General features: G+C 71.9%; 20 protein-coding genes. 7 read left to right on the forward strand and 13 right to left on the reverse strand.

The genetic code is table 11. The features are described 5' to 3' along the window. Positions 1-37: 37 nt before the first annotated feature. The 7 genes from CBQ26_RS07275 to CBQ26_RS07305 all read right to left on the reverse strand — a co-directional run bounded on the left by CBQ26_RS07275 (position 38) and on the right by CBQ26_RS07305 (position 7,217). Entirely contained in the window at positions 38-844 is an 807-nt protein-coding gene (locus CBQ26_RS07275) for an ABC transporter ATP-binding protein (RefSeq protein WP_088247989.1), read from the reverse strand. After that, positions 841-1,848 (reverse strand): FecCD family ABC transporter permease, encoded by a 1,008-nt coding sequence (locus CBQ26_RS07280; protein WP_244898005.1) that lies wholly within the window; start codon positions 1,846-1,848, stop codon positions 841-843. The genes CBQ26_RS07275 and CBQ26_RS07280 overlap by 4 nt, the downstream gene beginning before the upstream one ends. A gap of 5 nt (positions 1,849-1,853) precedes the next feature. Further along, positions 1,854-2,813: an ABC transporter substrate-binding protein gene (locus CBQ26_RS07285; RefSeq protein ID WP_229844171.1), complete on the reverse strand. Its 960-nt coding sequence runs from the start codon at positions 2,811-2,813 to the stop codon at positions 1,854-1,856. 56 nt (positions 2,814-2,869) lie between these two features. After that, on the reverse strand, positions 2,870-3,856 hold the full coding sequence (locus CBQ26_RS07290; RefSeq protein WP_088247991.1) for a FecCD family ABC transporter permease: 987 nt from the start codon (positions 3,854-3,856) through the stop codon (positions 2,870-2,872). Further along, positions 3,853-4,830 (reverse strand): sucrase ferredoxin, encoded by a 978-nt coding sequence (locus CBQ26_RS07295; protein WP_088247992.1) that lies wholly within the window; start codon positions 4,828-4,830, stop codon positions 3,853-3,855. Before CBQ26_RS07295 ends, CBQ26_RS07290 begins: the two co-directional genes overlap by 4 nt. Position 4,831: 1 nt before the next feature. After that, entirely contained in the window at positions 4,832-5,788 is a 957-nt protein-coding gene (locus tag CBQ26_RS07300) for an ABC transporter substrate-binding protein (protein ID WP_088248138.1), read from the reverse strand. A 118-nt stretch (positions 5,789-5,906) separates the two neighbouring features. Next, on the reverse strand, positions 5,907-7,217 hold the full coding sequence (locus CBQ26_RS07305) for an RNA-guided endonuclease InsQ/TnpB family protein (protein ID WP_088247993.1): 1,311 nt from the start codon (positions 7,215-7,217) through the stop codon (positions 5,907-5,909). A 104-nt stretch (positions 7,218-7,321) separates the two neighbouring features. Between CBQ26_RS07305 and CBQ26_RS07310 the strand changes: the two genes are divergently transcribed. Genes CBQ26_RS07310 through CBQ26_RS07320 form a run of 3 tightly spaced genes read left to right on the forward strand, consistent with a single transcriptional unit; the run spans position 7,322 to position 9,911 of the window. Continuing rightward, positions 7,322-8,275 carry a metal ABC transporter substrate-binding protein gene (locus CBQ26_RS07310; protein ID WP_088248139.1) on the forward strand — a complete coding sequence of 318 codons (954 nt, stop codon included), beginning with the start codon at positions 7,322-7,324 and terminating at the stop codon, positions 8,273-8,275. Further along, positions 8,272-9,048: a metal ABC transporter ATP-binding protein gene (locus CBQ26_RS07315; protein WP_088247994.1), complete on the forward strand. Its 777-nt coding sequence runs from the start codon at positions 8,272-8,274 to the stop codon at positions 9,046-9,048. The genes CBQ26_RS07310 and CBQ26_RS07315 overlap by 4 nt, the downstream gene beginning before the upstream one ends. Beyond that, a complete protein-coding gene (locus CBQ26_RS07320) occupies positions 9,048-9,911 on the forward strand; it encodes a metal ABC transporter permease (protein WP_088247995.1) in 864 nt (287 codons plus the stop codon). Before CBQ26_RS07315 ends, CBQ26_RS07320 begins: the two co-directional genes overlap by 1 nt. A gap of 189 nt (positions 9,912-10,100) precedes the next feature. Here CBQ26_RS07320 and guaD read toward each other — a convergent pair whose 3' ends face one another. Genes guaD through CBQ26_RS07340 form a run of 4 tightly spaced genes read right to left on the reverse strand, consistent with a single transcriptional unit; the run spans position 10,101 to position 16,059 of the window. After that, positions 10,101-11,408 carry a guanine deaminase gene (gene guaD / locus CBQ26_RS07325; protein ID WP_088247996.1) on the reverse strand — a complete coding sequence of 436 codons (1,308 nt, stop codon included), beginning with the start codon at positions 11,406-11,408 and terminating at the stop codon, positions 10,101-10,103. Then, a complete protein-coding gene (gene xdhC, locus CBQ26_RS07330) occupies positions 11,405-12,259 on the reverse strand; it encodes a xanthine dehydrogenase accessory protein XdhC (RefSeq protein WP_088247997.1) in 855 nt (284 codons plus the stop codon). The genes guaD and xdhC overlap by 4 nt, the downstream gene beginning before the upstream one ends. 24 nt (positions 12,260-12,283) lie before the next feature. Next, complete coding sequence (xdhB, locus tag CBQ26_RS07335) at positions 12,284-14,635, reverse strand: xanthine dehydrogenase molybdopterin binding subunit (RefSeq protein ID WP_088247998.1); 2,352 nt, start codon at positions 14,633-14,635, stop codon at positions 12,284-12,286. Then, positions 14,632-16,059: a xanthine dehydrogenase small subunit gene (locus tag CBQ26_RS07340; RefSeq protein ID WP_088247999.1), complete on the reverse strand. Its 1,428-nt coding sequence runs from the start codon at positions 16,057-16,059 to the stop codon at positions 14,632-14,634. Before CBQ26_RS07340 ends, xdhB begins: the two co-directional genes overlap by 4 nt. A 349-nt stretch (positions 16,060-16,408) precedes the next feature. On the opposite strand from CBQ26_RS07340, the gene CBQ26_RS07345 reads away from it, so the two are divergent. Continuing rightward, the gene (locus tag CBQ26_RS07345; RefSeq protein WP_088248000.1) at positions 16,409-18,067 is read left to right on the forward strand and encodes an FAD-binding dehydrogenase; all 1,659 of its coding nucleotides are present in this window, start codon (positions 16,409-16,411) and stop codon (positions 18,065-18,067) included. Positions 18,068-18,135: 68 nt separating this feature from the next. Here the strand turns inward: CBQ26_RS07345 and CBQ26_RS07350 are convergent, their stop codons facing one another. Continuing rightward, complete coding sequence (locus tag CBQ26_RS07350) at positions 18,136-18,510, reverse strand: HU family DNA-binding protein (RefSeq protein ID WP_088248001.1); 375 nt, start codon at positions 18,508-18,510, stop codon at positions 18,136-18,138. Between the two features lie 322 nt (positions 18,511-18,832). Between CBQ26_RS07350 and CBQ26_RS07355 the strand changes: the two genes are divergently transcribed. The 3 genes from CBQ26_RS07355 to CBQ26_RS07365 all read left to right on the forward strand — a co-directional run bounded on the left by CBQ26_RS07355 (position 18,833) and on the right by CBQ26_RS07365 (position 22,661). After that, on the forward strand, positions 18,833-20,482 hold the full coding sequence (locus CBQ26_RS07355; RefSeq protein WP_088248002.1) for a long-chain-fatty-acid--CoA ligase: 1,650 nt from the start codon (positions 18,833-18,835) through the stop codon (positions 20,480-20,482). Between the two features lie 121 nt (positions 20,483-20,603). Continuing rightward, complete coding sequence (locus CBQ26_RS07360; protein ID WP_088248003.1) at positions 20,604-21,608, forward strand: aldo/keto reductase; 1,005 nt, start codon at positions 20,604-20,606, stop codon at positions 21,606-21,608. Between the two features lie 66 nt (positions 21,609-21,674). Next, complete coding sequence (locus tag CBQ26_RS07365; protein ID WP_088248004.1) at positions 21,675-22,661, forward strand: type I phosphomannose isomerase catalytic subunit; 987 nt, start codon at positions 21,675-21,677, stop codon at positions 22,659-22,661. A 283-nt stretch (positions 22,662-22,944) separates the two neighbouring features. Here CBQ26_RS07365 and CBQ26_RS07370 read toward each other — a convergent pair whose 3' ends face one another. Further along, a complete protein-coding gene (locus CBQ26_RS07370) occupies positions 22,945-25,065 on the reverse strand; it encodes a molybdopterin-dependent oxidoreductase (RefSeq protein WP_088248005.1) in 2,121 nt (706 codons plus the stop codon). Positions 25,066-25,254 lie beyond the last annotated feature (189 nt).

Consider the following 25,254-nt stretch of genomic DNA (forward strand, 5'->3'; position numbering starts at 1 on the left):
AGGGGCGCGCGTCCGGCTGGATCGACCGGGGTCCGGTTCAGCGGGTCAGGGCGTACGGGATGACGTGCGGGCAGCCGGTGTCCGGGTCGGCCAGCAGGTGCGCTTTCAGGCCGAACACGTCGCGCAGCATGTCGTGCGTCAGGACCCCGGCGGCCGGGCCGTGCGCGTAGATCTCGCCGCCCCGCAGGGCGATCAGGTGGTCGCTGTAGCGGGCCGCCTGGTTCAGGTCGTGCAGGACCATCACGACCGTCTTGCCCTGCTCGCGGTTCAGGCGCTGCGCGAGGTGCAGCACCTCGAGCTGGTGGGCGGGGTCGAGGTAGGTGGTGGGTTCGTCCAGCAGCAGGATGTCGGTCTGCTGAGCGAGGCTCATGGCGATCCAGGCGCGCTGCCGCTGTCCGCCGCTCAGGTCGTCCAGGACGCGGCCCGCGAAGACGCGCATGCCGGTCTGGTCGAGTGCCCACTCGACGGCCTCGCGGTCGCCGGGGCGGCGGACGGGGAAGCGGCCCTGGTGCGGGTGACGGCCGAACCAGACGAGTTCCTCGACGCTCAGGCCCTCGGGGGCGACCGGGCCCTGCGGGAGGATGGCGAGGCGGCGGGCGATCTCGCGGCCGGGCAGGGTGTGCAGGGCCTGACCGTCCAGCAGGACCTGCCCGCTGCCCGGTGGGAGCAGGCGGGCCAGGGCGCGCAGCAGGGTGCTCTTGCCGCAGCCGTTCGGGCCGATGATGGACGTGACCTGCCCGGCCGGTATGCTGAGGTTCAGGTCCGGGATGATCACGTTCTGTCCGTACCCGAGGCGCAGGTCGCGGGTGGAGAGCGGCGCGGGCGGGTGGGCGGGGTCGGTCATGGGGTTTTCCTCAGCAGGTACAGGAAGTACGGCGCGCCGACCAGGGTGGTCAGCAGTCCGGCCGGGACTTCCAGGGGGGGGAGCAGCGTGCGGCCCAGCGTGTCGGCGGCCAGGACCAGCGCCGCGCCCAGCAGCATCGAGACGGGCAGGGCGCGGGCGTGCCGCGCGCCGACGAGCAGGCGGGCCAGGTGCGGGGCGAGCAGGCCCACGAAGCCCAGGATACCCGCGCCGGTCACGGCGGCGCCTGCCAGGGCCACGCCGACGCCGAGGGCCAGGAGTCGCGCGGGGTTGACGCGCGTGCCGAGGCTGGTGGCGAGGTCCTCGCCGAGGTTCAGGATGTCCAGCGTGCGGTGCAGCGCCCACGCGGCGGGCAGCAGGATCAGCGCCCACGGCAGCAGGCGCGCGGCGCGCAGGCTGTCGGCGCCGTACACGGTGCCGGTCAGGAAGGTCAGGGCGCTGCCCAGTCCGTCGGGCGCGCGGACGAGGACGAGCTGCTGCGCGGCGCCCAGCGCGGCGGCGACCGCCACGCCCACCAGCGCGAGCCGCACCGGGTGGAGCCGCCCGCCGCGTTCCTGCGCGAGCAGCAGCACCAGCCCGAAGCCGCCCCACGCGCCGGCCAGCGCCGCCCAGGGCAGGCCGCCGGGGGGCGCGGCGGGCCACGCGAGCAGGAACACCGTCGCGGCCAGTCCCGCGCCGGCGCCCACGCCCACCAGGTCCGGCGAGGCGAGCGGGTTGCGGATCACGCCCTGCATGACCGTGCCGGACGCGGCGAACATCGCGCCGCACAGCAGCGCCACGACCACGCGCGGGACGCGCAGGTCCAGCACGAGTTGACGGGTCAGGTCGTCCCCGCCGCCCAGCAGCGCGGCCAGGACCGAACGGGCGGGCGTGGGCACGGCGCCCAGGCCCAGCGCCAGGATGGCCAGCGCGGCGCACAGGGCGGCCAGGATCACGGCGACCGTGACGGCGCGGGCGGTCGTGAAGCGCGGGGCGCCTCCGGGCAGGGCGGTCACGGCTGGTACTGGTAGCCCCGCGCGGGCGCGGCGTCCTGCAGGAAGCGGCTCTCGATGGCCTGCGCGGTCATGAGTTTCAGCGCGGTCGGGCCACGCCCGCGGGTCCAGTCGTCCCGGTCGAAGGTGTAGACCCGGCCGCGTTTCACGGCGCTCAGTTTCTGCCACAGCGGATTTTTCGCCCAGGTGTCCGTGACGGGTTTCTCGTCGGGGGCGGTGAACAGCACCAGCGTCTGCGGGTTCAGGGCGACCAGTCCCTCCAGGCTGGTCTCGAACTGCGTCTGCCCGTCACGGACCGGCACGGCGTTGCGGCGGCCCACCGCTTCCAGGAAGCTGCCGGCGAAGCTGCCCTGCGTGTGCACCGTGAACGACGTGGGCGTCACGACGCCCGCCACGAAGGTCGGGGCGTTCTTCTTGGCAAACGCGCGGGCCTTGGCGATCAGGGTCTTCTGGTCCGCCAGGAGTTGCCGGGCGGCGGCCTCGCGGCCCACCAGCCGGCCGATCTGGAGGGTCTGGTTGTTCAGTTCGTCCAGGTCCGCGCGGCGGCTGGGGAATACGGCAGTCGGCGCGAGGCGCCCGAACCCGGCGGCGCTGTCCTTGTGGACCAGGGCGTCCGCGAGGATCAGGTCCGGGCGGGCGGCGGCCATGGCTTCCAGGCTGGGCTGGCCGCGGCTGCCGGTGTGGGGGATGCCGCCCACCTTCGGGCGCAGGTAGGGGGGCGCGCCCCGGTCGCCGCCCTGCGTGCCGAGTGCGGCGCCGACCGGGCGGACGCCCAGGGCCAGCAGGGTGTCCACGAAGGAGTATTCGAGGGCCACGACCCGCCGGGCGGGTGCGGGCAGGCTCAGGGTGCCGCGGTCGGTGGGCACGCTGACCGGCGCGGCCGAGGCGCCGGGCGCGAGCAGCAGGGCCGGGAGGAGGGCGGTCAGGAGGTGGGCGGGGCGCATGGAGCGGTCAGGCATGGTGATTCCTTTCGTGGCAGTTCGTTCGGTATGAAGGTCAGGGTGAGGAGTGGGAGTCAGGTGCGGCGGCCCACGCGGCGGGCGATCATCACGAAGACGGGCGCGCCGACGGCCGCGACCAGAATCCCGACCGGGGTCTCGGCGGGCCGGTCGATCAGGCGGGCGGCGGTGTCGGCCAGGGTCAGGAACGCGGCGCCCAGCAACGCCGCGAGCGGCAGGCTCAGGCGGTGGTCGGGGCCAATCAGGGCGCGGGCGGCGTGCGGGACGATCAGGCCGACGAAGCCGATGGGGCCGCACACGCTGACCGACCCGGCGGCCAGCAGCACGCCCAGACCCGTGACGATCACGCGGTCGCGTTCGGTGCGCGCGCCCAGGCTGCGGGCGACGTCCTCACCGAGGGTCAGGACGTTCACGCGCGGCGCGGCCAGCAGCGCCAGCAGCAGCCCGCCCCCCAGCCACGGCGCGATCTGCGCCAGCTGCTCCCAGGTGCGCCCGGCCAGCGAGCCGGACAGGGCGAACAGCGCGCCCTGGGCGCGTTCCTCGAACAGGATCTGCACGGCGCGGGTGGCGGCGGCCGCCAGGGACGCGACGGCCACGCCGGCCAGCGCCAGCCGCAGCGGGGTCACGCCGGCCGTGCGGGCCGCGCCGTACGCGGCGGCGGCGGCCAGCAGGCCGCCCAGGAAGGCCGCCGGGACGAACAGCGCGGCGGGCGCGGTGGGCAGGAACACGACCATGATCAGGATGGCGAGCGCGCCGCCCGCCTCGACGCCCAGGATGCCGGGGTCGGACAGGGGGTTGCGGGTCACGCCCTGAAGCAGCAGGCCCGAGACGCCCAGGGCGGCGCCGGCCAGCGCGGCGACCAGCGTGCGCGGCAGCCGCAGCGTGTGGATGACGAGGCTGTCGGTGCTGTCGTCCGGGCGCAGCAGCAGGCGCGCGGCGTCCGCCAGGGGAATGTCGGTCGCGCCGAGTGCCAGGGACAGCAGCACGCCCAGCAGCAGCGTCAGGGCGGCCAGGGGCAGCAGCGCGGCGGGCCGGAGTTTCACGCGTGTCCTGCGCAGGCCGTGACGGTTCCCAGCGTGAACTGCCGGACGGGAGCGGTGTCCCCGGAGTGGCTGGAGCCACGCAGGTGCAGCGGCGCGGCCGTCAGGACCGGCGCGCGGTACGTCTCGGGGCCGTGCGGGCCGCTGGCGGTCAGGGTGACGGTGTGGTCACCGTCCGGGTGGGTCTCGACCGTCGCGTGGCGGGCGCGGTTCAGCCAGTCCCAGCCGTGCTGGACGAGCAGGTGCCGGTCGAGCAGCTGCGCCAGCGGCGGCAGGCCCGCGTGGCCGCGCAGGTGCCCGGCGACCTGGGCGGGCGTGACCTCGCGCCGGGCGACCTGCACGGCCAGTTCCGGGGTCAGGTGCGCCCACAGCAGTCCCGAGGGCAGGTCCACGGCGGTCGCGGCGAAGCGGTGCCCGCCGAAGTGCCCGGTGCGCCACGCGCGCACGCCCGCGCCGCCCAGCGCCTGGTAGACCGGCACGCCGTAGCGGCCGCAGGCGGCGTCCACGGTGCCGTGCGTGCAGACGTGCAGGTCCGGGCCGTCCGGGGCGGGCACGGCGGTCCTGTCACCGCCGGTCCTGTCGCCGCCAGTCAGGGCGGACGGGTCGAGCAGGGTGTCGTGCAGGCCGCGCGCCCACTCGCTCTGGGGCAGGTCGCTGGCGTAGTCGCGCCGGACGTACCCGCCCAGGGTGCCGTCACCGGCGGCGCCCAGCGTGTAGTGCCGCACGCGCAGGGGTTGGCCGGGCGTGGCGGGGGCGCTCATGAGCAGGCCGAAGCCGGCGCCGCTGGCCTCGACCTTGCCCCGCAGCGCGGTGAACACGGCCTGCTGTTCGGGCGTCCAGGCGTTCACGTCCCGCAGGCGCGCCCACATGGGCACGTCGAGTTCCAGGACCGTCACCTCGGCCCAGTGGGGGGCGGTGCCGATGGGGTCCTCTCCGGCGGCGCGGGAGTCGTCCGCGCAGAGGTTCAGGCGGGGCACGTCAGCGGCCGCTGAGGGCGCGGCTGATCTCGCCGGTCAGGGTCAGGGCGCTCAGGGGACCGCCGAACGTCCAGGTGCGTTCGTTCAGGGCGTGGGCGCGGCCGGCCTTCACGAAGGGCAGCGCCTGCCACAGCGGGCGCACGCTGGGCGCGCCGAACACGTCGTCCTCCTGCTGCGCGACGTACAGGAAGTGCGTGGTGTTCAGGCCGGCGAGCGCCTCGAGGCTGACCTCGCTGAACCCGTACGGCTGTGCGGGGGCCTTCCAGGCGTTCACGAGGCCCACGCGGGTCAGGAGTTCGCTGAGCATGGAGTTGCCGGTGAACAGCCGCAGGGTGGGGGCGCCGCCCCGCGCGGTGTAGGCCTGCGCGAACACGAAGCTCTGCCCGGCGCGGCCGCCGCGTTTGAGGTCCTGCCGGACCCGGTCGAGGCGGGCGTCGAGGTTGCTCAGGACCTGCTGCGCGGTGCGTTCCCGGCCGAGCAGGCGGGCGGTGGTCTGGAAGGTGGCGCGCATCTCGGCGAGCTGGGAGCCGCCGGCGTAGGGGTCGAAGACGATGGTGGGGGCGATGGCCGACAGTCCGGCATAGTTCTGTGTGGCGCGCAGTCGGGTGGTGATGATCAGGTCCGGTTTCAGGGCGCGGATGCGTTCCAGGCTGGGTTGCTGGCGGGTGCCGACGTCCTGCACCGAGGCGTTCAGGGCGGCGGGCACGCGCACCCACTGGGCGTAGCCGCTCAGGTCGGCGGCCCCGACGGGCTGTACCCCGAGGGCCAGCAGGTTCTCGGTGTGGGTCCATTCGAGGGTGACGACGCGCCGGGGCAGTTTCGGCACGCAGGTCTGGCCCATGGCGTGCGTGACGGTCGTGCCGGCGCAGGGCAGGCCGGTCTGGGTGGTCTGGGCGCCGGCCGCGCCGGTCAGGGCGGCGCTCAGCAGGGCGGCCAGCAGGGAGGGGAGGCGATTCACGGACTGCACCCTAGGTAATCCGAGCGATTTAGTCAAGTATAAAAGGTAAACGCTGTCTCAGCTTGACCGCGAGAAATTTTTAGGCAAGACTAAAAATATCAATAGCCCATGACTGGAGTCACGGGTTTGTGTCTGGATTCCATCGCAATTCCGCGTACCTCGAAAGGCGAGCGACTTTGACTTCAACATCCGACACATCAGGGCGCATTGATAAGGCACCCGTACTCATCCAGTCCTGCCGGACAAGTAACGTTCGTAACGCAATATTCACACTCGCCACCCTGTCGGAGTGACCCGCATGACCGCACACCTCGCACACGAACATCAGCCCCGCGTTCGGCCGGTTCCCCTTCGACGTGTGCCCGCAACGCGGGCAAGCCTGACTGGTGTAATCGGCATCCACCTGCACCGCCAGCGAGCCGTGCAGCGGAGCCTTGTACGCCAGGTTCGCCTGGAGTTCCGCGAACGACCACTGGGAACGGCGACGCCTCGACCGTCTGGCCCTGAGGCTGGACTGTGGGTTGCTGCGTCCCTCGGTGCGGTCGCGGATGTTCGTGAGGTCTTCCAGGCCGAAGATCGAACCTGGGAAACGGGTCAACAGGGTCTTGCTCAACACATGGTTGCGATCAGCGACGAACCGTCTTTCCCGGCCCGACAAGGCGACGAGTCGCCTTGTGGCAGAACGGGTGCCTTTGCGCTGGAGGGATCTTCTGACGCGAGAGAACTGGTCTTTTCTGTGGTGGATCGCCGCCCCCTTCTCGAACAGACTCTGCCCGTTCAGGTTGGTGGCGACGAAGTGGTAGCGCTGCCCCACATCAACACCCACGACCTTCTGGTGGTCCGTGGGTTGTGGGTCTGGCAGCTTGATGTTCAGGGCCACGATCAAGTAATACTGCTTCTTCGACTTCTGGTAGTAGAGTTTGGCGGCGCCCGTTTCTGCACCTGCCTGAATCAGATCAAGGTGCTTCTGGTAGCCGTCGAACTCCAGAACAAGGCGCCCAGCCAGCGTCCCAACGCTCACCTTGCCGTTCTTCTTCCACGAGTAGTCGCGTCCGTACTGGTATTCCAGCGTGCGGGACACGAACTTTGGCGCGGTATCCAGACCCTTGTAGCGCCTCTTCGTGAAACCCTTCTGCCGAGCGCTGATGTTCTGCTTGAGTTTCGTCCACTGGGTCTTGTAGGACGCGGCCACCTGACGACTGACGGTGCAGGCCAGTTGCGACCCCAGGCGGAACGGCCCCTCCTGATCCCGCAGCGTCTCGTAGACCGCCTTGTGAATCTTCGGGGCCGAGGACGTCTTCTCCAGCTTGAACGCCTTCTCGGAAGCGAAGTTGAGCGCGTCGCGGTAGGCCAAAGTCACGGCGTCCAGAGCAGTTTTCTGCTCTGGGGTATGCCGCAGTTTCAACTTAGCGCTGATCGTCAACTTCACAGGGAGATATTATGTCAATGAACAAAAATAGGCAACAAAATTCGGAAATTCGGTCCGCCTTCGGCGTGATCCTGGTACCTCACACAGTCGTCACACCTATGAAGATGCTGCTGCTTTCCGCCGCTCTGCTGTGCGTGGCCGGCACACTGTCCGCCTGCGGCCCGGCCGAACCGGCCACCCGGACCACCACACAGGGCGCCACCCCGGACGCCGCTCCCGATGACGCTTCCGGCGCTGGCGACCGCCCGCGCGTCCTGACCACCTTCACCATCCTAGCCGACATGACCCGCAGTGTCGCCGGGGACCGCATCGAGGTCGTGTCCATCACCAAACCCGGCGCGGAAATCCACGGCTACCAGCCCACCCCCAGCGACCTGATCCGCGCGCAGGACGCCGACCTGATCCTGAACAACGGCCTGAACCTCGAACGCTGGTTCAGCCGCTTCACGCAGGACAGCGAGGCGCCCACCGTCACCCTCACCGAGGGCATCGAGCCCGTGAACATCGCCGCCGACGCCTACGCCGGCAAACCCAACCCGCACGCCTGGATGTCCCCGAAAAACGCGCTGATCTACGTCGAGAACATCCGCCGCGCCCTGACCGACCTCGACCCGGCCGGCGCCGACACCTTCCAGGCGAACGCCGACGCCTACGCCAAGCAGATCCGCGAGGTTGACAGGCAGCTCTCCACGCAGCTGGGCCAGCTGCCCCCGAACCGCCGCGCCCTGGTCACCTGCGAGGGTGCTTTCAGCTACCTCGCGCGCGACTACGGCCTGAAGGAACTGTACCTGTGGCCCGTCAACGCCGAGGAAGGCCAGGGCACGCCCCGCCAGATCCGCGCCGTGATCGACGGCGTGCGCGCCCAGGGCATCCCGGCGGTGTTCTGCGAGAGCACCGTCCCGGACAAGGGCATGCGGCAGGTCGCCGCCGAGGCCGGCGCCCGCTACGGCGGGGACCTGCACGTGGATTCGCTGTCCGACGAGGTCCCCACCTACCTCGACCTGCTGCGCCGCGACGCCGAGGTCATCCTCGCCGGCCTGACGGAAGGCCAGCCGTGAGCGCCCCCGCCCTGGACGTGCAGGGCGTGAGCGTCGCCTACGGCGGCGGCCGCCTCGCCCTGAGAAACGCCACGCTGGCCCTGCAACCCGGCCGGATCTGCGGTCTGGTCGGCATGAACGGCGCCGGCAAGAGCACCCTGTTCAAGACCATCATGGGCTTCCTGCCGCCGCTGCGCGGACAGGTGCAGGTGTTCGGGGAGCCCGTCCGGCAGGCGCAGAAGGCCGGTGTGATCGCCTACGTCCCGCAGGCTGAGGACGTCGACTGGGACTTCCCGGTCAGCGTGCGTGACGTGGTCACCATGGGCCGCCAGGGCCGCATGGGCCTGCTGCGCCGCCCGTCCGCCGCCGACCGCGACGCCGTGCAGGCCGCCCTGGCGCGCGTATCCATGACCGACTTCGCCGAGCGGCAGATCGGGGAACTGTCCGGCGGGCAGCGTAAACGCGCCTTCCTGGCCCGCGCGCTGGCGCAGGACGCCCGCCTGCTGCTGCTCGACGAACCCTTCGGCGGCGTGGACGTCGGCACCAGCGAGGCCATCACGGGCCTGCTGAGCGACCTCGCGGACAGTGGCCGCAGCGTCCTGGTCAGCACCCACGACCTGGGCACCCTGGAAACCTTCTGCGACGACGTGGCCCTGATCGCCGACCGCACCGTCCTGACCGTCGGGCCGACCGCGCAGACCCTCACCGCCGGGAACCTCGCCCGCGCCTTCGGGGGCCGCTCGCCGCTGCACGACCCGGCCCGCATTCCCGAACGCGCCCTGGAGGTCCGCTGATGGACGCCCTGCTGGCCCCCCTCGGATACGACTTCATGCTGCGCGCCCTGCTGGTCTCCTCGCTGGTCGGCGCGGTCTGCGCGGTCCTGTCGTGCTTCATCACCCTCAAGGGCTGGTCCCTGATGGGCGACGCCGTGTCGCACGCCGTGCTGCCCGGCGTGGTCCTGGCGTACCTGCTGAACCTGCCGTTCGTGATCGGCGCGTTCGTGTTCGGCCTGATCAGCGTCAGCGCCATCGGCTTCATCCAGTCCCGCTCGCGCGTCAAGGAGGACACCGTGATCGGCGTGGTCTTCACGGCGCTGTTCTCGCTGGGCCTCGTGATGATCTCGCGCGTGTCCAGCGACGTGCACCTGTCGCACATCCTGTTCGGGGACGTGCTGGGCATCAGCCAGAACGAACTGTGGCAGACCGTCGTCGCGGGCGCCGTCGCGCTGGGCGCCATCCTGATCCTGCGCCGCGACCTGCTGCTGTACGTGTTCGACGCCACGCACGCCCGCTCCATCGGCCTGAACACCGGCTTCCTGTACGCCGCGCTGCTGGTCATCCTGGCCCTGACCATCGTCAGCGCCCTCCAGACGGTCGGCGTGATTCTGGTCGTCGCCATGCTGATCACGCCCGGCGCGACCGCGTACCTGCTCACGGACCGCTTCAGCCGCATGATGTGGCTGGCCGTGGCGACCGGCGTGCTGTCCAGCCTGCTCGGCACGTACGTCAGTTACTTCCTGGACGGCGCGACCGGCGCGTGCATCGTCCTGACGCAGAGCGTGCTGTTCGGACTGGCGTTCCTGTTCGCCCCGAAACACGGCCAGCTCGCCCGCCGCCGCCAGCAACGCCTGGAACGCGAGGCGGAATTGCAGGGCTGAAAGGATTCCGATGGAACGGTCTGCAGATCGTTCCATCCGAGCGGAGCGAGCAGGAACAGAGCGGGGTCCGGGCGTGGAGTTCTCCACCCGGTGGTGGTTCCGGGTGGAGGACGAAACAGACGGACTCCACACAAGGCACAACAAAAGGCGCGCCCCCGGATTGACCAGGGGCGCGCCTCTCTTTTGGGGTCAGCCGCCCAGGACGGTGTCCCCGCCGATCCAGACGCGGGCGACGTCGGCGGGCGTGCCGGTGGCGAAGGCGGCGGCCAGGGCGCGTTCGGGGCTGGCGGCGTGGCGGAACACGGCGTCCAGGGGCGTGCCGGGCGCGGGGTTCAGGTGCACGGCGTCGAAGGCGCGGCCCGGCTCGAAGGATCCGGTGTGCGGCAGGTCCAGCGCCTCGGCCCCGGCGAGCGTGGCGAGGTACAGCAGGTGCGAGGGGCTCAGGGGGACGCCGCCGGGCATCAGGTTCTGCATGAAGTGCGCCTGCAGGCCCTCCTTGAGTAGGCTGAAGCCGGTGCCGCCGCCCACGTCGCTGCCCAGCGAGACGTGCACGCCGGCGTCCAGGTGGCGGCGCAGCGGGAAGAAGCCGCTGCCGAGCGCGGAGTTGCTGCACGGGCAGTGCGCGGCCGTGCAGCGGTGCGCGGCCATGACGCCCAGTTCGCGGTCGGTCGGGTGGACGTTGTGCGCCAGGACCGAGTGGCGGCCGACCAGTCCGGCGCGTTCGTAGGTGTCGAGGTAGTCGCGTGCGCAGGGGAACAGGTCCCGGACGGTCTGGATCTCGCGGGTGTTCTCGTTGATATGGCTGGTGAAGCGCACGCCGGGGAAGTCCTTCATCAGGGCGGCGCAGGCGTCCAGGATGCCCTCGCTGGCCGACAGGCTGAAGCGGGGCGTGACGGCGTACAGGGCGCGGCCCGTGCCGTGCCAGCGTTCGATCAGGGCGCGGCCCTCGTCGTAGGCGCGCTGGGGCGTGGTGTGCAGTTCGTCACGCAGCAGGCGGTCGCTGACGACCAGCCCCGCCACGGCGCGCAGGCCGGTGCGGCCGGCCTCCTCGAAGAAGGCGTCCACGGCGCCCGCGAAGTGCGACCCGAATACCAGCGCGGTGGTCGTGCCGGCGCCGATCAGGCCGCCGATGAAGTCGCGGGCCACGCCGCGCGCGTAGGCGAGGTCGGCCATGCGGGCCTCCTCGGGCAGGGCGCACTGGTCGAGCCAGTCGAGGAGCGGCAGGCCCAGCCCGCCGATCACGCGCACCTGCGGCAGGTGGACGTGCGTGTCGATGAAGCCCGGCAGCAGCAGGCCGCCGCGCAGGTCGGTGACCGGGGCGTCCGGGTGCGCGGCCCGGATGTCCGCGAAGGGTCCGGCGGCGCGGATCACGCCGTCCTGGACGAGCAGGCCGCCGTCCGACTGGGCGTCGAGCGCGTCCGGGTGCGTGAAGGGGTTACGGGGCGTGTGCAGGTAGGTGGCGCGGTACAGGGTGGGGGCGGTGGAGGGGGAGGTCATGGGGTCCTTTCTGGGGCGGCGGGCAGCGTCGGGAGGACAGGTGCGGCCTGAATGAGCGGGAGGAGTTGAGCGGCGACGGCCAGCGCTATCACGGCCGGGTGCTTGCGCTGCGGCCCCCGGATCAGGTCCGGCAGGCCGATGGGCGTGGTGACACGCGCCAGCGCGGCGGGCGGGTGACCCAGGTCGCGCAGTTGCGTCTGGAAGCGGGTCCACTTGGCGGACGAGCCGATCAGGCCGATGAACCCCAGGTCGGACCTGCGCAGCGCGGCGTCGATCAGGGCGGCGTCCTCGGCGTGATCGTGCGTCATGACGATCAGGTGCGTGCCGGCGGGCAGGTCGTGCAGGGTCATCTCGGGAATGGGCGAGTGATGGACGTGCAGGGTCGCGGCGGCGTCCGAGAGGACCGACAGGCGCTCGGGGGTCAGCTGCGCGGCGCGCGAGTCCACGAGGTGCAGGTGCAGCGGCAGCCGCGACAGGATCCGCGCGAGTTCCAGGCCCACGTGTCCCACGCCGAACACCGCGACGTGCGCGCGGGCGGCCTGCATGGGTTCGAGCAGCAGCGTGACCTCGCCGCCGCAGCACTGGCGGCCGTGGTCGTTCGCGGCGCGGTCCGTCAGGCGCAGCGTCATCAGGTCCGGTGCGGTCGCGCCGGTCGCCAGCAGGGCGCGGGCGCGGTCCACGGCGGTCGCCTCGAGGTTCCCGCCGCCCACGCTGTCCCAGGTGTGTTCGGCGCTGACGAGCATCTTCGCGCCGGCCTCGCGGGGCGTGTGCCCGCGCGCGGCAGCGACCGTGACAAGCACGCCCGCCTCGCCCCGCGCGTGCAGGGCGTTCAGGGCCTCGCGCCAGTTCATGCGGGGCCACCGCGCACGCGGGCGTCAGTCACCGGGCACCTCCTGCGGGCGGGCGGCGCGGGCCGCGTCCAGCGCCCAGTACACGGCCTCGGGCGTGGCAGGACTGTTCAGCGGCGTGGTCCGTCCGGGCGGGCCGAAGGCGGCGCAGGCCTCGCGCAGCGCCTCGCGCGCCGAGATCGCCAGCATCAGCGGCGGTTCGCCCACGGCCTTGGAGCCGTACACCACGCCGGTCTCGGTGGCGCGTTCCAGCAGGCCCACGTTGAACTGCCCGGGCAGTTCGCTGAAGCTGGGCAGCTTGTACGTGCTGGCCGACTGGGTCTGGAGGCGACCCCGGTTCGGGCCATCGGATTCGTCCCAGCGGAGTTCCTCCAGCGTCAGCCAGCCCAGGCCCTGCACGTACCCGCCCTCGACCTGCCCCAGGTCGATCAGCGGTGAGAGGCTGTCCCCGACGTCGTGCAGCAGGTCGGCGCGGCGCACGCGGTACGCGCCGGTGAAACCGTCCACCTCGACCTCGGTGACGCTGGCCCCGTAACTGAAGTACTTGAACGGCTCGCCCTGCATGGCCACGCGGTCCCAGTGCAGGCCCGGCGTGCGGTAGAAACCCGCCGCCCACAGTTGCGTGCGCAGGTGGTATGCGTCGTGGACGAGCGCCTTCCAGTCCAGGCCGCGTTCCGGGTGGCCCAGCGGGAACACGCGCCCCGCCTCGAAGCGCACGTCGTCCGGGTGCACGCCGAGCGTTCCGGCGGCCACGGCGGCGAGGTTCGCTCGGATCTGGTCGCAGGCGTCCTTGACGGCCCCGCCGTTCAGGTCCGCGCCGCTGCTGGCGGCGGTGGCGCTGGTGTTCGGCACCTTGTCCGTGCGGGTCGGGGCGAGGCGCACGCTGGAGAGCGGCACGCCCAGCGCGGTCGCGGCGACCTGCATCATTTTCGTGTGCAGGCCCTGGCCCATCTCGGTGCCGCCGTGGTTGATCAGCACCGAGCCGTCCTTGTACACGTGCACGAGGGCGCCCGCCTGGTTGTATGCCGTGAAGTTGAACGAGATCCCGAACTTGACCGGCGTGACGCTCAGGCCGCGTTTGCGGTGCGGGTGCGCGGCGTTGAACGCGGCGACTTCCGCCTGCCGTTCCCGGAAGTCGCTGCGCGTCAGCAGCTGCGCCCACAGGTCGTGCATGCGTTCGGCGTGCCGCACGGGCTGGCCGTAGGGGGTCGCCTCGCCCGGCCGGTAGAAGTTCCGCGCCCGCAGCTCGTGGGCGTCCAGGCCCAGCAGCGGGGCCACGCGGCCCAGGATGTCCTCGGTGACCAGCATCCCCTGCGGACCGCCGAAGCCCCGGAAGGCCGTCTGCGAGGTCTTGTTCGTTCTGGCGATCCGCCCGCGCGCGTGGACGTGCGGGATGAAGTACGCGTTGTCCAGGTGGCACAGGGCGCGCGCCATGACCGGTTCGGACAGGTCCAGGCTCCAGCCGCCGTCGCTGGTCAGGGTGACCTCCAGCGCCGTGAAGCGGCCGTCGGCGTCGAAGCCGGCCTTCCAGGCGGCGTGGAACGGGTGGCGTTTGCCGGTCTGGGTCATGTCCAGCGTGCGGTTCAGGCGCAGCCGGACGGGTCGTCCGGTCAGGGTGGCTCCCAGCGCCGCGACCGCCGCGTAGCCGTGCGGCTGCATCTCCTTGCCGCCGAAGCCGCCGCCCATGCGCAGGCACTGCACGGTCACGGCGCTGGACGGCAGGCCCAGGACGTGCGCGGTGATCTCCTGCGTCTCGGTCGGGTGCTGCGTGCTCGACTGGATGAACACCTGCCCGGCCTCGTCCACGTGCGCGAGCGCGGCGTTCGTTTCGAGGTAGAAGTGCTCCTGCCCGCCGATGTCGAACTCGCCCGTGAACACGTGCGCGGCCTGCTCGAAGCCGACCGTCACGTCGCCGCGCGCCAGGGTGGACTGCGCGCCCTGGAAGGCGTCCTGCGCGATGGCCTCACGGACCGTGATGACCGACGGCAGCGGCTCGTAGGTCACCTGCACGGCGGCGGCTCCCAGGCGGGCGGCGTCCTCGGAATCGGCCAGCACCCACGCGACCGGGTGCCCGTGGTACATGGCCTCCGTGGGGAACAGCGGTTCGTCGCCCTTGACGCCCGCGTCGTTCACGCCGGGCACGTCGGCGGCCGTCAGGACGCGCACGACGCCCGGCACGGCCAGTGCGGCCCCCATGTCCAGGCCGGTCACGCGGGCGTGCGCGTGCGGCGACCCGACCGGCCACGCGTGCAGCAGGTTCTGGAGCCGCACGCCCAGGTCGTCGGTGTACAGCGCGTGCCCGGTGACGTGCAGCGCGGCGCTCTCGTGCGCGATGGCCTCGCCCACGGGCGCGGCGGCCGGGCGTTCGTGCAGGCTCATGCGCCCACCTCCTGTTCAGCGGACTGCGATTCGAACCAGAGTTTCAGCAGGCTCTGTTCCAGCATCGCGGCGCGGTAGGCGGCGCTGGCCCGGTGGTCGCTCAGGGGCGTGCCGGTCTGCCCCAGCAGGCGCGCGGCTGTCCGGACGGTCGCCTCCGTCCAGGGCTGCCCTTCCAGCGCGGCCTCAGTTTCGACGGCGCGCAGGGGCGTGGCGGCCACGCCACCCAGGCCGATGCGGGCACGCATGACCACGCCGCCGCGCACGTCCAGCGCGTACCCCACCGCCACGCTGGAGATGTCATCGAAGCGGCGCTTGGCGATCTTGTGGAAGGCCGTCAGCGGCGAGAGCGGCAGCGGAATCCGCACGGCGGCGATCAGTTCGCCCGGCTGCCGCACCGTCTGGCGGTAGCCGGTGAAGTAGTCGGCCAGCGCGACCTCGCGCACGCCGCCGGGGCCTACGAGCTGCACCGAGGCGTCCAGAGCCAGCAGCACGGGCGGGCTGTCCCCGATGGGCGACGCCGTACCCAGGTTGCCGCCCAGCGTGGCGGAGTTGCGGATCAGGCGGCTGGCGAACTGCGGGAACCACGCCGAGAGGAGCGGCACGCGCCCGTCCAGGCGGCGTTCCAGCTCGCTGAGGCTGTGGCCCGCGCCCAGCAGCAGCGAGTCCGCGCCCTCCTCGAACACCCGCAGTTCCGGCAGGTGATCCACGGCGACCGTCACGGCGGCCCGCGCGTGGCGCAGGTTCACCTCCACGCCCCAGTCGGTGCCGCCAGACAGCAGCTTCGCGTCCGGGTGCGCGGCGAGGAGGTCCAGGGCTTCAGCCAGGGTCGCGGGCCGGTGGAACGCGCCGTCCGGGGCGTTCAGGGCCGTGGGGCGCGGGACCGGGGCGGGCCGGGCGCGGCGCGCCGCGAGGGGATCGGCGGCGTCCGGCGTGCCCAGCGCGTACGCGGCGTCCGCGATGGGGCGGTAGCCGGTGCAGCGGCACAGGTTCCCGCTCAGGGCGTGCAGGTCGAAGCCGTTGGCGGCGCCGTGCTGGCCGTCCACGCGGTCCGGGCGCAGGTACTCGGCGGCCATGCTGACCACGAAACCCGGCGTGCAGTACCCGCACTGCGAGCCGCCCCGCACCGCCAGTTCCCGCTGCGCCGGGTGCAGCGCGGCGGGCGAGCCCAGACCCTCGCTGGTCACGACCTGCGCGCCGTCCACGGCGGCCAGCGTCACCAGACAGGCGTTCACGCTGTCCCAGCGGGTGCCGCCCTGCCCGTCGTCGCGGGCGATCAGGACCGCGCAGGCGCCGCACTCGCCCTCGGCGCAGCCTTCCTTGCAGCCGGTCAGGCCCTGCGCCCGCAGCGTGTTCAGGAGGTTCGTGTGCGCGCCGGCCGATAGCTCGCGCGGCTGGCCGTTCAAGGTCAGGTTCACTGTCTGCATGTCGCTCCTTGACCACCCTTCGTGCGGTGGGAAACACCCGGCGCCCTGCGCCCACCGGCCTGAAGGCCTTCAAGGGCGGACGCATGGTTCACGCCGGACGCGGTGTCTGGGGCGGGCCGCTGGTTATCCATGCAGAACAACGGCCTGATTGGGTACCCGCCCAGCATAAGGCAGGAGTGGCCGCTGCGCACGCCGCTCGTCTGGGCAGGAAAGGGGCCGGGTCGTCCAGTGAACCCGGTACAGAACAGCGCGGATTGCGGCACAATGGCGGCGTTCCGAATCCAGCCGCGCCACGCGGCACCACACAGAGCGGGCGCAGGCAGGCCCGACCTGAACCCAGGGAGAACCCATGAGCGAACCGAACGCAGACATCATCGTGGTGGGAGCCGGACTGGCCGGACTGGTCGCCGCCGCCGAGGCCGCCGACGCCGGCAAGCGCGTGCTGCTGCTGGACCAGGAGGGCGAGCAGAACCTGGGCGGGCAGGCCTTCTGGTCCTTCGGGGGCCTGTTCCTGGTGGACAGCCCCGAGCAGCGCCGCCTGGGCATCCGCGACAGCCGCGAACTGGCCCTGAGCGACTGGATGACCACCGCCGGTTTCGACCGGCCCGAGGATCACTGGCCCCGGCAGTGGGCGCAGGCGTACGTGGACTTCGCGGCGGGCGAGAAACGCTCCTGGCTGGCCGCGCAGGGCCTGAAACTGTTCCCGGTGGTCGGCTGGGCCGAGCGGGGCGGGCAGGGCGCGCTGGGGCCGGGCAACAGCGTGCCGCGCTTCCACATCACCTGGGGCACCGGGCCGGGCGTGGTCGAACCGTTCGAGCGGCGCGTGCGCGCCCACCTGCTGTCCGGACGCATCCGCGCGCACTTCCGGCACCGGGTACGGGAACTGGTGTTCGACGGCCCGGCCGTGGCGGGCGTGCGCGGCGACGTGCTGGAACCCTCGGCGGTCGCGCGCGGCGAGGCGAGTTCCCGCGTGGTCGTCGGGGACTTCGACCTGCGGGCCGGGGCGGTCGTCGTGACGTCCGGCGGGATCGGCGGGAACCACGATCTGGTGCGCCGCAACTGGCCGCGTGAACGGCTGGGTGAACCCCCGGCGTTCATGGTGGCGGGCGTCCCGGCGCACGTGGACGGGCAGTTGCAGCAGACGGTGCACGCGCAGGGCGCGAACCTGATCAACCCGGACCGCATGTGGCACTACACCGAGGGCCTGCGCAACTGGAATCCCATCTGGCAGGGGCACGGCATCCGCGTGCTGCCGGGGCCGAGCAGCCTGTGGCTCTCCCCCACTGGTGAGCGGCTGCCGTACCCGCACGCGCCGGGCTTCGACACGCTCGGCACCCTGACGCACATCACCACGCGCGGCTGGCCGTACACGTGGTTCGTGCTGAACCGCGCGGTCATCAAGAAGGAATTCACGCTCAGCGGTTCGGAACAGAACCTCGACCTGACCGGACGGGACATCCGCGCCACGCTGGGCCGCGTGGGCAGCCGCGTGTCGCCCAGCGTGCAGGCCTTCATGGATAAGGGCGAGGACTTCGTGGTGCGCGACACCCTGGACGAGCTGCTGCGTGGCATGGCCGACCTGACCGGCGACGGCCTGCTGGACCCCGAACAGGTCCGCCGCGAGATTCACGCGCGCGACGCGGCCCTGGCCAACCCCTTCGGGAAGGACCCGCAGATCACCGCGCTGCGCGGCGCCCGCGCCTACCTGGGCGACCGACTGGTGCGCGTGGCGAAACCGGGACCGCTGCTGGACCCGCAGAGCGGCCCGCTGATCGCCGTGAAACTGAACATCCTGACCCGCAAGACCCTCGGCGGCCTGGAAACCGACCTGAGCGCGCGCGTGCTGGGGCAGGGCGGGCAGCCCATTCCCGGCCTGTACGCGGCGGGCGAGGTCGCGGGCTTCGGCGGGGGCGGCCTGCACGGCTACCGCGCGCTGGAAGGCACCTTCCTGGGCGGCTGCCTGTTCAGCGGCCGGATCGCGGGCCGCGCCGCCGCCGGAGCCGTGTAGCGCGGAACCACAAGACGGAAGGCGCGGCCGCAGTGGCCGCGCCTCCCTTCAAACGGTCAGACCGTTTCTTACAGGTTGCCCTTGAGGGTGCTGGCGACCTTGAAGGCCACTTTCTTGCCGGCGGGAATCTGGATCTTCTCGCTGGTGCCGGGCTTCACGCCGGTGCGGGCGGCGGTGGCCTTGACGCTCAGGGTGCCCAGGCCGGGCAGGCCGACGCTCTGGCCGCCCTTGATGGCGCCCACGATGACGTCCAGCATGGCGCTGACGGCTTCCTCGCTCTGCTTCTTGGTCAGGCCGGTCTTGTCGGCGACCATTTCCACGAGCTGGGTCTTGGCGACCTTGGTGCTCTCGGCCTTGGTGGCGGCCTTGGCGGCGGGAGCGGCCTTGGCAGCGGGCTTCTTGGCGGGGGCTTTAGCAGACTTTTTCGTCATGGTGAGCAGCATGACATACCGCCGCGCCCTTGGGAAGGGGGGGGAGGGGGCGGGAATGCCCGCCAGCACGCCCTTCCGCCGACCACACGCCCGGAAACCCCCTCCCAGACGCGCTTTTTTTCATTCGGGGAATTCGGGCGTGTGGCACGTCACTTCCCGTACCTGCCCATGTATGAAGGTCTGCTCACGGCCGGGCCGGGCAGCTGGGCAGACGAATCGCGCTTGCCGGGGCGCGGGGCTGCGCTACACTCGGGGCACCCACAACCTGTTTTCGGCGGTCCACCCGCGTTGTCTGGACCCAGGGGGCCGCCGTCTCACTGCCACGGAGGTTCCTATGACGACTGCTCCTGCTCCTACCCGCTACTGGCCCGCCGGGAAACCCCGGTCCCTGACGCTGCCCGCCACCGGCCTGATGCACAGCCTGCACGTGTCCGCCGACCGTTACCCCGACAAGGTCGCGCTGTGGCACTACGGCCGCGAGATCACGTACCGCGAGCTGCGCGAGCAGGCCGAGCGGCTCGCCGGGCACCTCGCCGCGCAGGGCGTCGGCAAGGGCGACCGCGTGGCCGTGTGGATGCAGAACAGTCCCGCCTGGGTGATCAGCGCCTTCGCCGCGTGGCACCTGGGCGCGGTCGTGGTGCCGCTGGCCCCCATGCTGCAGGCCCGCGAGTTCGGGTTCTTCCTGCAGGACGCCGGCATCCGCGTGGGCGTGGTCGGCGCGGAACTGTACGAACGGGCCAAGCAGGGCGGACTGGCGCACGCGGTCGTGGCGAACGTCATGCACGGCACGGACGCCGCCCGCGCCGGGGTCGCGCTGCCCGACGGGCTGGACCTGACACCCGAGATGCAGGGCAGCGACGTGACGCTGGAAACCGCGCTCCAGGCCGCGCCGGTCCCGATGGCGGACGTGACCGCCGACGACCTGTGCATCATGCCGTACACGTCCGGCACGACCGGGCTGCCCAAGGGCTGCATGCACACGCACCGCAGCGTGCAGGCGAACGTGTTCGGCGCGGGCGTGTGGGTGGACAGCACCGTCGAGGACGTGTTCCTGGCGGCCCTGCCGTTCTTCCACGTGACGGGCTTCATCAACTCGCTGATGGGCGCCGTGAGCAGCGGCGCGCGGGTCGTGATCATGTCCCGCTGGGACCGCGACGCCGCCCGCACCCTGATCCGCACGCAGGGCGTGACGCTCTGGACGAACACGCCCACCATGGTCATCGACCTGATGGCCTCCCCGCACTTCGACCCGGCGGACCTGGGGTCGCTGCGCAGCGTCACGGGCGGCGGCGCCAGCCTGCCCGCGTCGGTCGGGCAGCGCCTGCTGGACCTGACGGGCATCATGTTCCTCGAGGGGTACGGTCTGTCCGAGACGATGGCGCAGTCGCACAGCAACCCCAAGGGCCGCCAGAAACTCCAGTGCCTGGGCATTCCGCTGTTCAACGTGGATTCCCGCATCGTGGACATCGAGAGCGGGCAGGAACTTCCGGCCGGGCAGACGGGCGAGATCGTGATCCGGGGACCGCAGGTTATGCAGGGGTACTGGAACCGCCCCGACGCGACCGCCGAGGCGTTCATGGACATCGGCGGACAGCGGTTCTTCCGCACGGGCGACCTGGGGTACATGGACGACGAGGGGTACTTCTACTTCGCGGACCGCCTGAAGCGCATGGTGAACGTGTCCGGCATGAAGGTCTGGCCGGCCGAGGTCGAGAACCTGCTGCACGGCCACGCCGCCATTCAGGAGGCCTGCGTGATCAGCGTGCCGGACGAACGCAGCGGCGAACGCGCCCGCGCGCTGATCGTGCTGCGTCCCGGCATGAGCGCCACGCCGGCCGAACTGGAAGCCTGGGCGCGCGAGCAGATGGCCACCTACAAGGTCCCGCGCGACTGGCAGTTCGTGGACAGCCTGCCGCGCAGCCCGACCGGCAAGGTCGCGTGGCGGCAGTTGCAGGAGGCCGCGCGGGCCCAGATGGCCTCCTGAACATCCGCCCCCCGAGCGGCGGGCAGGCGCGTCCCGGTCACGATCACCGGGACGCGCCTGCCCGCTGTCAGAATGGGCGTCCGTCCGGCTCCACTTCCCCCCCCCTCGCGAGGTGCCCTGCATGCCCTACGAACCGAATCCGCAGCGTTACGAGGCTCTTCCCTACCGCCGCGCGGGCCGCAGCGGGCTGCGGCTGCCGGCCGTGTCGCTGGGCCTGTGGCATAACTTCGGCGGCGTGGACCGCTTCGAGAACGCCCGCGCGATGGTCCGCACGGCCTTCGACGCCGGAATCACGCACTTCGACCTGGCGAACAATTACGGGCCGCCGCCCGGCAGCGCCGAGGAGACCTTCGGGCGGCTGCTGCGCGGCGACCTCGCGCCGTTCCGGGACGAGCTGATCGTGTCCAGCAAGGCCGGATACACCATGTGGCCCGGCCCGTACGGCGACTGGGGCAGCCGCAAGTACCTGCTGGCGTCGTGCGACGCGAGCCTCAGGCGGCTGGGCCTGGAGTACGTGGACGTGTTCTACCACCACCGCCCGGACCCGGACACGCCGCTGGCGGAGACGATGGGCGCGCTCGACCAGATCGTGCGGAGCGGGCGGGCGCTGTACGTGGGCGTCAGCAATTACCCGGCGGCGCGGCTGCGCGAGGCGGCCGCCATCCTGCGGGACCTGGGCACGCCGTTCGTGCTGAACCAGCCGAGTTACTCGATGTTCAACCGCTGGCTGGAACCCGACGGGCTGATCGGCGCGCTCGAGGACGAGGGCGTGGGCGCGGTCGTGTTCAGTCCGCTGGCGCAGGGCCTGCTGAGCAGCCGTTACCTGAACGGCATTCCCGGCGATTCCCGCGCCGCGAGCGCCACCGGGTTCCTGAAGGCGGACGCCGTGACCCCGGAGCGGATCGCGCAGGTCCGCGCGCTGAACGACGTGGCCGCCGCGCGCGGGCAGACGCTGGTGCAACTGGCGCTGGCGTGGGCGCTGCGCTGGCCGCAGGTGACGAGCGCCCTGATCGGCGCGAGCCGTCCCGAGCAGATCACCGACGCTGCCGGCGCCCTGAACGCCCCGCCCCTGACCGACGCGGAACTGGAGGCCATCGAGGCGATCCTGCGCGGCACGCCCGCCTAGGCCCTGCGTACAATCGAGCTTTCATCCTCCCCGACCCCACTCCCCACTCCTCAAAGGACGCCCGCCATGACCCACCCGACGAACGCCGACCTGCCCGCCTTCCTGCCGCTCACGCCCCGCTACCAGGCGCGGGTGTGGGGCGGTGACCGCCTCGCGCCGCCCGCCCCGGACGGCACGCCCATCGGGGAGGCCTGGATGGCCGACGGGCAGAGCGTCGTCAGCGGCGGCCCGCTGGCCGGGCAGACCGTCACGGCCGTCATGCAGGCGCACCCGGCGGCGCTGCTGGGTGCCGGGGGGGACCCGCAGTCTGGTTTTCCGCTGCTGATCAAGCTGCTCGACTGCCGCGACTGGCTGAGCGTGCAGGTTCACCCGAACGACGCGCAGGCCCGCGAGATGGTCGGCCCCGGCGAGCGCGGCAAGACCGAGGCGTGGCATTTCCTGCACGTGGAACCCGGCGGGGAACTGCTGGCCGGCGTGCAGCCCGGCACGACCCCGCAGGCCCTGGCGGACGCCATCCGCGGGGGCGGCATCCTGGACCTCAGCCAGCGGCACCGGCCGCAGGAGGGCGACACGCTGTTCATCCCGGCCGGCACCCTGCATGCCCTGGGGCCGGGCCTGCTGCTGTACGAGGTGCAGCAGGCCAGTGACACCACGTACCGCGTGTTCGACTGGGACCGCCCCGCCAGCGCCGGCCGCGCCCTGCACCTCGAGGAGAGCGTCGCCGTGACCGACCCGGCCCGGCAGGGAGAGCTGCGCACCGCCGCGCAGACCGGCGGGCTGGGCGAACTGGTCCGCTGCGAACAGTTCACGCTGACCGGCGTGAGCGGCGGCATCGAGCAGAACACCGCCGGCCGCTTCGCCCTGGTGACTGCCCTCAGCGACACCCTGACCCTGCTTGCCGGAAACCAGAGCCTGCCCCTGCACACCCACCAGACCGTCCTGATTCCTGCCGCGACCGGCCCCTACCGCATCGACGGGCACGGCCGGGCACTCGTCGCGCAGGTGGGCGTGGGGCCAGCGGAGAGCAGCGGTAACGACTCCCCACAGGACTGATCCGGACTCCGATTGAATGGGCTGCAAAGCCCGCCCGGTCCGAGCGGATGCGACTCGTATAGTTGCCCCGCAGAGAAGGAGAGAAACGCCCCTCCGGACGTGGAGCCGGCAGGGGCGGTGAAGTTCCGGATTGTCGGCGAAACAAACGGCAGTCCGTGTAAAGCGCCATCAGGCCTGAGTGGAGGCCCCCGGCAGATCACACCGGGGGCCTCCGCATCGTTGTTGGGGAGAGGTTGTGGCAGGGAGTGACCGGGGCGGAGGTCAGCCGCGCACTCGCCGTCCGTCAGTCGGCGGCGCTCTCCCCTACCTGCTCGGTGGCGTGGACGGTGATGGGGGTCCCGTTCACGGCGGCGTTGCCGGTCAGGGCGTCGATGCGCGTGGGGTCGGTCAGGTCGTTCAGGCTGGCTCCGGCGTGCCGGGCGGCGGTGCTCAGGCGGGTGCCGCTGCGGGCGTGTCCGAAGCCGTGGGGGAGGCAGGCGACGCCGGGCATGACGGTGTCCGTGATTTCCAGGGGCGCGGTGATCTCGCCGACGCGGGAGCGGATCAGGATGGTCTGGCCGTGTTCGAGACCCTGGGCGTCGGCGGGGTTGAGTTGCACGGTGCAGCGGTCGGGGCCGCGCATCAGGCGGGGCGTGTTGTGCATCCAGGAGTTGTTGCTGCGCAGTTGCCGGCGGCCGATCAGGACGAGCGGTTCGGGCGTCTGGTCGAGGGTGGCGCGCAGGCGGGGCAGGTCGGCGAGCATCGGGGCGGGCGCGAGGTGCAGTTCGCCGGTGGCGGTCAGCAGGCGGCCGGGCAGGCAGGGTTGCAGTGGGCCGAGGTCCACGCCGTGCGGGTTGGCTTTCAGGTCGTCCAGGGTCAGGCCGCTGCGGCCGTGGGCGAGGCCGGCGCCCAGGCGCTGTTCGGGCGTGGCGAGGGCCTTGCCGGTCAGGCGCTGCACGAGGCCGTCGAAGATCTGGTAGTCGAAGCGCTGGTCGGGGCGGATCGGGAAGACCGGCTGGGAGTAGCGGGCGGTGTTGCGCACGGCGAAGTGGTGGAAGATCACGTCGTAGTGCGGGACTTCCAGGCCGAAGGCGGGCGGCAGGATCACGTGGGCGTGGCGGGTGGTTTCGTTCAGGTAGGGGTCGATGCTGACCATGAAGTCCAGGCTCCCGAGGGCGCGGTCCAGGGCGGCGCCGTCCGGGACGGACAGGACGGGGTTCCCGGCGACGGTGACCAGCGCGCGGATCTGGCCGTCGCCGGGTGTCAGGATCTCCTCGGCCAGGGCGACGTTCGGGAGTTCGCCGTCGAATTCCGGCAGGCCGCGCACGCGGGTGTGGTGGCGGCCGTGGTGGGTCGCGCCGGCTTTCGCGCCGGCGAGCAGGTCGAAGGCGGGGGCGGGGAACATCGCGCCGCCCACCGTGTCGAGGTGGCCGGTGACGGCGTTCAGGGCGTTCACGAGCCACTGGCACAGCCCACCGAATTCCTGGATGCTCAGGCCGATGCGGCCGTACGCGGCGGCGCGGGGCGCGGTGGCGAACGCGCGGGCGAGTTCGCGGGTCACGCCGGCGCTGACGCCCGTGCGGGCCTCCACGGCCTCGGGCGTGAAGGGCGCGGCGGCGGCCTTCAGGGAATCCAGGCCGGTCATGACGCCGCCCAGGTGTGCGGTGCGTTCCAGGTTGCTGGCGAAGACCTCGTTCAGCAGGGCCAGCAGGAACAGGGCGTCGGTGCCGGGGCGGATGTGGTGGAAGTCGGTGGCGTACTCGGCGCTCTCGGTGCGGCGCGGGTCGAGCAGCACGACGCGGCCGCCGCGCGCGCGGATGGCTTTCAGGCGGTCGCGGATGCCGGGCGCGGTCATGATGCTGCCGTTACTGGCGAGCGGGTTGGCGCCCATCATCAGGAAGAAGTCGGTGCGGTCCACGTCGGGGATGGGCAGCAGGAGTGGGTGTCCGAACATCTCGGCCCCGGCGAAGTGGTGCGGCAGCTGGTCGATGCTGGTGGCGGTGTAGCGGCTGCGGCTGCCCAGGGCTTTCAGGAACGCCCCGGCGGACAGCAGGGTGCCGCTGTTGTGCACGCTGGGGTTGCCCTGGAAGGTGGCGACGGCGTCGGGGCCGTGCTGCTCCCGGACGGCCCGCAGGCGCGCGGCGACGTGGTCGAGGGCCGCGTCCCATTCCATGGGTTCCCAGCTGTCCCCGACGCGGCGCATGGGGGTTTTCAGGCGGTCCGGGTCGGCGTGCAGGTCGGGCAGCGCCGTGCCCTTGGGGCAGATGTGGCCGCGGCTCAGGGGGTCGTCGGGGTCGCCGCGCACGTCGGTGACGCGGCCGCCCTGCACGGTGATCTTCAGGCCGCAGATGGCCTCGCAGAGGTTGCAGGCGCGGTAGTGGACGCCGTCGGGGGCGGGTGGGCTGGTGTGGGTGGATGCGGTCATGGGGGCCTCCGTGGGGTCCGGTCGCGGTGACCGGCTGGGGTCAGGAGCGGGCCGGCGGTGGGCCGGGGCGACCTGGGCGCTGAATTGTGGACTGGGTTCAGTATGCCACCCGGAGTCGGCCCGGCATGTGGGACAGCGCGCCGGGGCAGGGGGTTTATGAACTCTTCATCCAGGGTCAGACGGTTGCCA

The organism is Deinococcus indicus (assembly GCF_002198095.1).
In the GTDB taxonomy this organism is placed as follows: domain Bacteria; phylum Deinococcota; class Deinococci; order Deinococcales; family Deinococcaceae; genus Deinococcus; species Deinococcus caeni.

What these genes read in the sequence shown, in the direction of transcription:
- CBQ26_RS07275 (WP_088247989.1), bottom strand. Translation starts at nt 844, where the DNA reads ATGACCGACCCCGCCCACCCGCCCGCGCCGCTCTCCACCCGCGACCTG.
- CBQ26_RS07285 (WP_229844171.1), bottom strand. Translation starts at nt 2,813, where the DNA reads ATGCCTGACCGCTCCATGCGCCCCGCCCACCTCCTGACCGCCCTCCTC.
- CBQ26_RS07310 (WP_088248139.1), top strand. Translation starts at nt 7,322, where the DNA reads ATGCTGCTGCTTTCCGCCGCTCTGCTGTGCGTGGCCGGCACACTGTCC.
- CBQ26_RS07320 (WP_088247995.1), top strand. Translation starts at nt 9,048, where the DNA reads ATGGACGCCCTGCTGGCCCCCCTCGGATACGACTTCATGCTGCGCGCC.
- guaD (WP_088247996.1), bottom strand. Translation starts at nt 11,408, where the DNA reads ATGACCTCCCCCTCCACCGCCCCCACCCTGTACCGCGCCACCTACCTG.
- xdhC (WP_088247997.1), bottom strand. Translation starts at nt 12,259, where the DNA reads ATGAACTGGCGCGAGGCCCTGAACGCCCTGCACGCGCGGGGCGAGGCG.
- xdhB (WP_088247998.1), bottom strand. Translation starts at nt 14,635, where the DNA reads ATGAGCCTGCACGAACGCCCGGCCGCCGCGCCCGTGGGCGAGGCCATC.
- CBQ26_RS07340 (WP_088247999.1), bottom strand. Translation starts at nt 16,059, where the DNA reads ATGCAGACAGTGAACCTGACCTTGAACGGCCAGCCGCGCGAGCTATCG.
- CBQ26_RS07345 (WP_088248000.1), top strand. Translation starts at nt 16,409, where the DNA reads ATGAGCGAACCGAACGCAGACATCATCGTGGTGGGAGCCGGACTGGCC.
- CBQ26_RS07350 (WP_088248001.1), bottom strand. Translation starts at nt 18,510, where the DNA reads ATGCTGCTCACCATGACGAAAAAGTCTGCTAAAGCCCCCGCCAAGAAG.
- CBQ26_RS07355 (WP_088248002.1), top strand. Translation starts at nt 18,833, where the DNA reads ATGACGACTGCTCCTGCTCCTACCCGCTACTGGCCCGCCGGGAAACCC.
- CBQ26_RS07360 (WP_088248003.1), top strand. Translation starts at nt 20,604, where the DNA reads ATGCCCTACGAACCGAATCCGCAGCGTTACGAGGCTCTTCCCTACCGC.
- CBQ26_RS07365 (WP_088248004.1), top strand. Translation starts at nt 21,675, where the DNA reads ATGACCCACCCGACGAACGCCGACCTGCCCGCCTTCCTGCCGCTCACG.
- CBQ26_RS07370 (WP_088248005.1), bottom strand. Translation starts at nt 25,065, where the DNA reads ATGACCGCATCCACCCACACCAGCCCACCCGCCCCCGACGGCGTCCAC.